Origin of the sequence: Staphylococcus schweitzeri, from assembly GCF_002902405.1 — a bacterium.
In the GTDB taxonomy this organism is placed as follows: domain Bacteria; phylum Bacillota; class Bacilli; order Staphylococcales; family Staphylococcaceae; genus Staphylococcus; species Staphylococcus schweitzeri.
The window spans coordinates 49,142-59,615 of record NZ_PPQS01000034.1 but is presented as its reverse complement, the minus strand read 5'-3'; the positions used below and the strand labels follow the sequence as shown (position 1 = coordinate 59,615).

6 protein-coding genes are annotated in these 10,474 nt (G+C 31.9%); all 6 read right to left on the bottom strand.

The annotated features are described in order from the left end of the window. Window positions 1-405 precede the first annotated feature (405 nt). On the bottom strand, window positions 406-1,800 hold the full coding sequence (locus tag CD116_RS06785; protein WP_047549363.1) for an MFS transporter: 1,395 nt from the start codon (window positions 1,798-1,800) through the stop codon (window positions 406-408). A 140-nt stretch (window positions 1,801-1,940) separates the two neighbouring features. Next, window positions 1,941-3,263: an APC family permease gene (locus CD116_RS06780; protein ID WP_047425535.1), complete on the bottom strand. Its 1,323-nt coding sequence runs from the start codon at window positions 3,261-3,263 to the stop codon at window positions 1,941-1,943. Window positions 3,264-3,293: 30 nt separating this feature from the next. Then, window positions 3,294-4,334: a bifunctional threonine ammonia-lyase/L-serine ammonia-lyase TdcB gene (tdcB, locus tag CD116_RS06775; RefSeq protein WP_047425536.1), complete on the bottom strand. Its 1,041-nt coding sequence runs from the start codon at window positions 4,332-4,334 to the stop codon at window positions 3,294-3,296. Between the two features lie 93 nt (window positions 4,335-4,427). Then, window positions 4,428-5,546, bottom strand: coding sequence for an alanine dehydrogenase (locus CD116_RS06770; RefSeq protein WP_047447972.1), 1,119 nt, complete (start codon window positions 5,544-5,546; stop codon window positions 4,428-4,430). 474 nt (window positions 5,547-6,020) lie between these two features. Next, on the bottom strand, window positions 6,021-6,899 hold the full coding sequence (locus CD116_RS06765) for a 5'-3' exonuclease (protein WP_047549360.1): 879 nt from the start codon (window positions 6,897-6,899) through the stop codon (window positions 6,021-6,023). Between the two features lie 19 nt (window positions 6,900-6,918). After that, window positions 6,919-10,359 carry a dynamin family protein gene (locus CD116_RS06760; RefSeq protein WP_047549357.1) on the bottom strand — a complete coding sequence of 1,147 codons (3,441 nt, stop codon included), beginning with the start codon at window positions 10,357-10,359 and terminating at the stop codon, window positions 6,919-6,921. Window positions 10,360-10,474 lie beyond the last annotated feature (115 nt).

Below are 10,474 nucleotides of genomic sequence, written 5' to 3'. Positions count from 1 at the left end.
TGCTATTGTTCACTCCTTATCTTGTTGTTATGTCTCTGTTGTGTTGTGAATGTATTTACAATTGATTGGTTGTATATTGTAATGCTCATTTCATTCTCATTTAAAAAAATTAAAACGATGACGATTCAATACGATTACGCAATCTATCTAAAAAGTATCGAAACACATTACAACTATATGTTGAACAATTTATTTATGCTCCAGAATATAATATCACAAAATATATTGTGACGTAAATTGAATTTGTGACAATTTATAATAATTATAAATAAAGTAATGAAAAAGAGTAATAAAAAACCGACCTTATGTTGTATCATTTATAATGATTACACATAAAGATCGGTCTATTTTTTACAAGATTACTTAATATAGTAGCGACGTTTATAATTTCATATTTATTAAAGTTTATTGTAATTGTGATACGTCTTGTTTTGGTACAAGGAACATAATGATTATAAATGATAAAATTCCCATACCAGCGTTCAACCATAACGCTATCATTGCACCCGTATAAATGTTTGTAATGTTTGATATGATTGCGTAAACTGCACCGCTTAATGCAACTCCAAATGCACCGCCCAATGCTGATGCCATTTTATAGATACCTGCAGCAACGCCTACTTTTTCCAAAGGTGCATTTGCGATTGCAGTATCTGTAGATGGTGTGGCATATATTCCTAGACCTAAACCAAAGAATAAGTAACCGATAATACAACAAATGACATAAATTAATTCTGGCAAGAATGTTAATGAGATAAGAAATTCTCCGACAATTAGAACTCCCGTTCCGATTAACATTGGTTTCTTGCACCCAAGTGTTTGCAGTAATTTTTCACCGACACGTATCATCAATAGTACCATTACTAAATAGGTAATCGATAAACTACCTGCTTGCAACGATGAGTAACCTAAACCACGTTGCACAAATGTATTTGCTACAATTAAAGTTCCAGCAACACCATTTAACAAAAAGTTCGATGCTGTTGCACCTGTATATGCCTTATTTTGAAATAGTTTAAAATCAATCAAAGGGTTTTTAACATGTTTTTCAAGAATGATAAAATATGCGAAAGACCCGATAGTAATAGCTAGCAAAATGATGAAAATCATTGATGTTATACCTAATTCTGCCCCTTTTGTTATTAAAATATTTAAACTCAATAACATAATAACTAATACAACTAAGCCTTTAATATCGAATTTGTTTAACGAAATATTTTTGGCTTTCGTTTCAGGCGTACCTTTGATTAAAAAAAGTGCAATTAGCGAAATAATAATAGAAATAATAAAAATCCAACGCCAACCTAATATTGTAGCCACTGCACCTCCAAAAAACGAACAAACACCAGAACCGCCCCATGAACCAATCGACCAGTAACTTAAAGCACGTTGCCTTTCTTTTCCAACATAATACGATTTTATAATAGATAATGTTGCTGGCATAATACATGCTGCAGAAAGTCCTTGTACTAATCTACCGAAAATAAGTAATAAAGGAATATTTGAAATAATGATTAATAATGAGCCTAAAATACTTAAAATTATACCGATATTTGTTAGCTTAATTCTGCCATACTTATCTGCAAGTCCACCTGCACCAACAACAAACATTCCTGAAAATAATGCAGTTATACTTACAGCAATATTTATCGTTCCAATATCTGTACTAAAACTGTCTTCAAGTATTGGTACAACATTAACCAAGGATTGTGCAAATAACCAAAACGTTATAACACTTAACACAATCCCTATTAATAACTTATTATTGCCTTCAAACACTACTCTTGACGGCTTTTCCATCTCAATTTGCCTCCCTATGCTTTTGAAAACCAGACAAATTTCATTATCGAAACTTGTCTGGTTAATTGAATAATTGAATGATTTCAGGCTGACTTAAATAAACGTTACATTCATTTATTCTCAATGATAATTGTCACACTTTATACCATCTTTTGTTTCTTTTTATAGTAATAAACTGGTATTCCTAGTGCCGTAATTAGAATACCAATGATGGCTAGTATAAATTGTGTAAACAGTGTATTAATTAATACAAATGATCCTGCTAATATTGCAATTAACGGTATGATTGGGTATAAAGGTACTTTATATGGTCGCTCCATATTTGGCTCGCGTTTTCTTAGAATGATTACGGCTACGAATGACATACAGTAGAACAGCCAAATTACAAAGATTAACATATTTGTAATCGTATCAAATGCGCCCATTGACATCATGACGATTGCAATTAATAGTTGTATAATTGCGCCAAACCATGGTGCACCTGATTTTGTTAATTTTGCGAATAAGTGACTAAATGGTAATAACTTTCTTTCAGCCATGGCATAGGGTACACGCATACCAGTCATTGTATAGCCGTTGATTGTACCGTAAACTGATATTAAAATTCCAATTGTAATAATTTTACCGCCATATTCACCAAATAATATTTTAGATGTATCTGATGCTGCATTTAAATTACCAGCAAGTAGTTCAATTGGTAATGTTAATAAAAATGTAGCGTTAATCAATAAGTAAACAGCCATAATACAACCGATACCTACTGAAATAGCTAGAGGTAAATCTCGTTTTGGATTTTTAAGTTCACCGGCAACATTTCCTACATGAATCCAGCCGTCATATGCAAACATAGTTGCCAATAGTCCACTACCGATTGCCGTAAAGAAACCATTTCCTGAATTACCAGTAGTTGGAATCAATGAAAACGTGACGTCTCCAGATTGAAAAATACCAAAAATTACGATAACGATAATTGGAATAAGCTTAATTACTAAGGTAACAGATTGTAAAATACCACCTGCTTTAGAACCTAGGAAATTTATCAGCACTATCGATAATGCCGAAGCGATAGCTATAGGAATTAATGATCCTGTTGATAAATGGAATAAATTAATTAATTGTGTCGCAAATACGATAGATAAGGCTGCAACGTTTGCTGGAAAATAAATAAATGATTGTGCCCATCCTGATAGGAAGCCCCAGAAATCACCGTATGTATATTCTATATACTTCGTTAAGCCACCTGTCTCAGGGATTGCAGCAGCAAGTTCTGCTGCTGTTAACCCCGCACAAATGGTAATGATGCCGCCAAGGAACCATACAAACAAGGCCATTCCTGCTGTTCCTGTAACTTCTGTCACGTTTGATATTTTAAAGAATACTCCCGAACCAATAACTGTTCCCATTACAATAGCAAACGCTGAGAAGAAACCTATATTTTTTTGTAATTCTTTACCATTTGACATAATTACACCTCATTTTTAAGATTAAATGTTTTAACCTACCACACCCTTGCTTGTATCTGCAATGTTAAGTCCATGTTCAATGACACCTGACACTCTAGTTAAATCAACGTTGCCACCTGACACTAACGCCACAACATTTTTATCTTCAAGCCACTTTTTATTTATTTTCCCACTTAAAATTGCTGCTGTTGGTAATGCACCGGCACCTTCAGTAATGATTTTGGCACGTTGCATTAAATCTTGCATTGCATGTTCAATTTCTTCTTCAGTAACAAGAATAAATTCATCCACTAAATGTTTTACTACTTCATAAGTTTGTTCACCTGGCACTTTTACATCACAGCCATCTGCAATAGTACTATCATCACGATGCTCAGTTAAATCTCTCTTATAGAAAGACTCAGCCATACCATGAACATTTTCAGATTGAACGCCAATAATATGAATTGAAGGATTAAATGATTTTAATGCGGTGGCAATACCTGCAATTAAGCCACCGCCACCTACTGGTACGATAACTGTGTTAACATTCCAAATATCATCTAATATTTCTAAACCAATCGTTCCTTGTCCTGCCATGACAAATTTATCATCATATGGATGAACGATTGTCATGCCATTTTCTTTTGCCAATTCTTCCATATAAAGTCTGGTTTCGTTAAAGTTTTTACCTTTTAAGATAACTTTGGCACCGTAGCCTTTTGTTGCTTGTTGTTTTGCTTGTGGTGCTGTTTCTGGCATACATATTGTTGCATCAATACCCAATAATTTAGCGGTTAAAGCCACACCTTGTGCGTGGTTTCCAGCTGATGCTGCAATAATGCCTTTGGCTTTTTGTTCATCTGTCAAATGGTTGATTTTATTGCTTGCGCCTCTAAATTTAAAAGATCCAGTGAATTGCATATTTTCTAATTTTAAAAATACATTTCCTTTAGTTATACTTTGGCTTAAATACATTGATTTAATAAGCGGTGTTCTTCGAATAAATGGCTTTGTACATGCTTTCGCTTCTTCAATATCTCCTAAACTTACAATATGTGCTGTTTGTAATGTAACTGTGTTGGTTGTCATAATGATTACATCCTTCCGTTTTGTAAATTTTTAGTCCAAATTATAATGCTTTATTTAAAATATTCATTTCACGCTATTTTGTTGCGTTGTTATTTAATCAATGACACTTAAGATATCTTTAAACTCTAGATTATGTGATGTAGCTAATCCTTGGTTTGTCACTTGTCCTTTGTATACGTTTACACCAGTACTTAAAGCTTCATTTTCTTTGATAGCTTTTTCTAGACCTTTATTGCAAATTTCTAGAATATAATCAATGTTTCCTTGTGCTAACGCCATTGTTGAAGTTCTTGGGACAGCACCTGGTTGGTTAGGTACACCGTAGTGAATTACACCTTCTTCTTCATATACTGGATCAGATATTGTAGTTGGTCTGATTGTTTCTATGGTTCCACCTTGGTCAATAGCTATATCGATTAATACAGATCCTTTTTTCATTGATTTAACCATGTCACGCGTAACTAATTTTGGTGGTTTCGCACCAGGAATTAAAATTGTAGAAATAAATACATCGGCTTTTTTGATTTGTTCAGCTAAGTTTTCTGGAGTTGATTTGACTACAGTAACGTCTTTATTAGCGTACATTTCTTCTAGATATTTAATACGATTATCGTCTAACTCAATGATGATAACTTTAGCATTTAAACCTAGTGCAACATTTGCAGCGTTTGTTGCTGCAACACCACCACCAAAGATGACATATGTGCTTCCTGGTATATCTACATTTTCATGCACACCTGTTACTAATGTACCTTGCCCACCATGTTGTGCTTCAGAGTAATAAGCACCCATAATTGATGAACGTTGTCCTGCTATAGCACTCATCGGCGCTAATAATTCTGCTTTCCCATTTTTTACAATGGTTTCACCACTAATAGCAGTAACACCAACTTCTTGCATTTTTTCTACTATCTCTTTTGAAGATGCTAAATGTAAGAATCCCCAGATAATTTGATTCTTTTTGAAGTATTGATATTCGCTTTCATGAGGTTCTTTTACTTTAATAACAAGATCTGCTTCCCATGCTTGTTCATGGCTTACAATTGTTGCCCCTTCTTGTTCATACATTTCATTAGAGAAACCTGAACCAATACCTGCATTTTTTTCAACTATTACTTTATGACCTGCATCCGTTAACTTACGAACATTTTCAGGTGTACAAGCTACACGTCCTTCACCTTGTTTTAATTCTTTGACTACTGCAACTAACATTTGCAACACTCCTCTTTCATTTGTGAATAATTTCACAATAATTTTATCCTTTGATTATGAATATGTAAATACCATTAATTAATAATTCATAATTTATCTATAATTCGTTAATAAATATTTAAAATATTATTCTTATTTTTAAATATTCCGTGCAATTATACCACTATATTTATTTCTTATACTCCATTCGATTTAAAGTTGCATTAATATATTGACTCAAAAACTAAATAATATAATCTGTTTTTTAAATGAATAAAATTGTAACTGTACTATTTTGTAGTGTATAGTTATTTATTTGGATGAAATTTAATTCTTGAAACTCTATTGATTAACCAAGATACATCTACAAATTTAGGGCTATTTATTCACTCTGACATTTTCAAACACACAAAAAAGACTATTTCCACCTTGTATCAATAGAAATAGTCTTTTTATACTTAATTAGTTTTATTTTTCATAAAATCTTATAACTTTTTAAAAATGGGATGAAATATATTTCCCTGAAACATATAATTCATGTTCGTTACAAATCGATAAGATATGATTAAGTGTTGTGGCAAATGACATTTTTTCAAAAAGTGCTTCACTATCAATTGGTACTTGTGTGTGAATTTCAGCAAGTCGTTTTGATAAATATAGTTCATCTAAATTGTCATTAATTTTATTACGTTGACCAGCTGATAATGCGTCTATGTTTTCAACCACATTTTCAACGCTTTGATATTGCTGAATTAACTTAATAGCTGTTTTCTCACCAATACCTTTAACACCTGCATATCCATCTGCTGTATCACCCATAAACGCTTTAATATCGATTAGTTGTTGTGGTTCAAGGGCATATTCTTCGTTAAAACGATGTAATGTATATCTATTATAAATGTTAAAACCTTTTTTAATTAGCCAAACTTCAACATTGTCATTAATACATTGCAGTAAATCTTTGTCGCCCGTAATAATATAGACATCGTTATCAGTTGAATATTGTTGTGCTAATGTACCTATAACATCATCCGCTTCATAGTTTTTAACACCAATATTTACAAAGCCAAATTGCTCAGAAATTTCTTTAACATAATCAAATTGTGGTATCAATTCTTCTGGTGGTGCAGAACGGTTTTGCTTATAACCATCAAACATATCATTTCTAAAAGTTGATTGACCCATATCCCAACATACAGCTACATGTGTAGGTCGTATTTCATGTATCGCCGAAAAGATATGACGCACAAATCCTTGTATCCCATTTGTAGGTACACCTTGTGAATTGTACATAAATTGTTTATGAAGACTTGTAGCGTAAAAATGTCTAAATAGTAGCGCCATACCATCTACAAGTAATATTTTATTTGGCATTTAAATTGTTCCTTCTTTCTTAATATATAATAGCTTTAAGTTGTTGATGTTTATCTTTCAATTGATTGATAAGTGTTGTATCTAAATCAAATGCTAATAAATCGTTTATTTGCGTTTGAATATTAGCTTCAAAACTTTCAAATTGCGATTCAGCTTCTACAGCCATTTGCTTTACATATAATTCAAGTTGTTGCCTTAATAATCCCATTTGTGGTTGTAATAATCCTAACGTACTTTGGCAAATCGATTCGTGTATATCTCTTTGCCCATTTGGATTCAAAATTTTACGTTTCGTTAATTGTTTAGGCAATGCATTTAGCATATCGTTGAAATCGATGTGCAATAATGGTTGTTCTATATTAGCTGATTCAAAGTTAAACTGAGGATTAATAATGACATGTAAATCTGCTAATTGTTGAACGATTGGTGCAATTTGCTCAGTGAGTTGCTTATTAAAGTATTTTTTTATACGTTCTGTAATTAAAGATTGCTCTAAAAACAACCGTTGATGAATTTGATCTAAGTATACTTTCGTAGACACTTTCTTTTCTCCGTTAAAATCACTATTTTGCGTCATTTGTGAATTAAATATTGATTTAACATCGTCAAGTAGTTGTAGTTTTAAACGTGCATTTAAATGATATACTTGTTCTTCCACTTCATTGTCTGTATGTTGTAATGTCGCGTCAATTAATTGATATTTCAAGCGCTGTTTATCTTTATAAACTGTTAACTTTTGTTGGCGACGTGAAATATCAGCTTTGTTTGTTTCAAATTCTGTAATCATCTCAACATAAGAATGATCCATTTGTTGAAGCTGATGAATCATTTGTTGTTCTAAAATTGATTTAGATTCAACATCCACAAATTGTTGTATGCTTTGTTTTAATTGATCAATGCCCTTATCTTTACCTTGCAATGCATTTCGACTTGATACTGCAAAAATGTCTGATTGTAATTGTACTTGTCTTAATGCATCCGATACATATGTTTCAACCGCTTCAAGATCATCTTGACTTTCTGCTAAATCAGCAGCATTAATTACCATTTTAAATGCTTGATTTTCATTCAATTGATTCATATCTTTCATGTGTTCTATAAACGCCTTGTCATTATCAGTAAATGAATGATTAAAATAACTTACATACAATATTAAGTCTGAAGAAGTTAAAATTTGCTCGGTTTCATTTGTATGTCTTTGGTTATTTGAGTGTAATCCTAATGAGTCAACAATTATTTTACCTTTTAACCAATCATGCTTTAATGCAATATGCACTGTTTTGACAAATGTTGCATATTCATCTTCTGCACTCCACTTTTTCAATTCTTGTTGATCAATGGCATGTTTTTCTCCATTTTTCAACATATTGACATACAATTTATAATGTTTTTCAACTGCATGAACAAAAGCAAGTTGATTTTTATTTAAATGTGATTTTAACTTTTCTAAATCTGAATTAACAAAGTCTTCTATAGTCGAAAAAGATATATCTTGGTATTCAATTACTGCATTAATTTCATCTAATAATTGCGATTGTGATTTTAGCGTTATATAACTTTCGTCTCCATAAGATATTTCTGTTGTAGCTGCTGTAGTAGGATTTGGAGAACTGACTAAAATATGTTCGCCTAATAATGCATTTATCAAACTACTTTTACCAGCACTAAATGTTCCAAACACACCAATTTTTATTAATTTATTATCTATACGTGTTAATGTTTCATAGATATCCTGCTTAGTACGCTTGAATAAAGGCACATCAGAAATTATATCAAGTGCTTTTTGAATATCGATTGACATATTTGTTGTAGCTGTTTGCTGATTTAGTTGTTGTTTATCTCGGTTATCCTGAGCAATATCAGTAGCCAATTGATATGTCGTCTCTTGACGACCTACTAATTTATCTAGAGATTCATCTAAATGAATATAGTAATGTCGATAATTCTTAGTCGTCAATGACTGACGTAACTCATTTAATTCTGTGTAATGTTGATATTCTTTTAAATCTTCACTTTCTTCTGTTGGTAATTCATCTACCTGCACATTTTCTATAATTTCTTTAAAAATCGGTGTTGATTCTTGTTCAACATGTTTCTTAATGGATTTAACCACTTCGTCTGAAAATGTAAGCACATAAGTATTGCTGATTGATGTTTGTGGCTGATATAAACCTTCAATCGTTTCCGGTTTGACGTCATAATGCTGATTTAACACTTTGTCTGAAGCTTCTTTTTTATTTATAAAACGCGTAACAAAAGACATATCCTCTCGCATTGGTTGACGAATTTGTTGATTAACGTGTTCTTGTAACGCATCTATCGCTGTTAATAATCGTTGTTGTTGAATTTGTAGTTTTTTCTTCTTTTTATTAAAAAGCCCTCCAACAATAAAGTCTTGAGACATACTTTCCAAATAACTACGTAACATTTCTCTCATATTATGAGGCATAATGTATGCATTTTCTAAAATATTTTTACGCTTGTTCTTTAAAAATGCCATTAATTCATCTGGATTATTTAAAAGTTGTGCCTCTTCACTAATTGCTTGATGCTGTTGACTATTTAAAAATGCTTGTTCAAAATCTGCTTCTTCGATACCCAAACCTTCTAATACTTCCTGAATTTCAGACTGAATGTAATCTAGCTGAGCTTCGGTAATATATTCAACCGTTCTTGATGTATAATCTTCAATTGTTTCTCTGTGCTGATCTAAAGATACAAGATAATTAGATAATGCTTCAAGTTCATTTTCAGGATGATCAAATTTTGAAACGTAAAATGTTCGTGCCAATTTAATATCCCAATCTGCAATTGACTTTTCAACTCGAGATTTAAACGTAGTGAATGACAATTCATCGTCTTGATGTTTGTCAATTTGATTGATGATAAACACTACAGGTATTCCAACATCATTTATATGCTTCATAAACTTAAAATTGAGTTCAGATTGAACGTGGTTATAGTCAACCGTATAAAATATCATATTACTTGTATACATGTATTGTTCTGTTATTGACTGATGTGATGCAACATTAGAATCAACACCTGGCGTGTCTTGCAACGTAAACCCATTTTCAAATTTAGTTGATTGAAAATTAATTTCTACAGATTCAACATCGACATTTTGGCGATTCATTTGTCTTACTTCATCATAATTGGCTAATTTGGCATACGTTTGGTTCGGCAAATTAGCAATAATTTCGTGATTGTCTGAAACTGACACGATTGCAGTATTGCTTGTAGTTGGTACAGGTGAACTTGGTAAGATATCTTGTTCAATTAATAAATTTATCAGTGTCGATTTACCTGCGGAAAAATGTCCAACGAACGAACATGTATATTGTTGCAAATATACTTTCTTAATTACTTGGTTAATTGTATGTAAAAGTGCTTCATTTCGCGACTTTTCAACTTCTTTTTTTAATTTATATAAAAGATCTAATTGTTCTTTATTAATCATGTTACTTTCCCCTTTGGTTCGTTCACATATAAATGTTTGCTTGTTAAAGCGAATTCACACAATATCGGTGTCCATTCATACATAGATAGTTGAACAGCTCATATTGTATTATGTT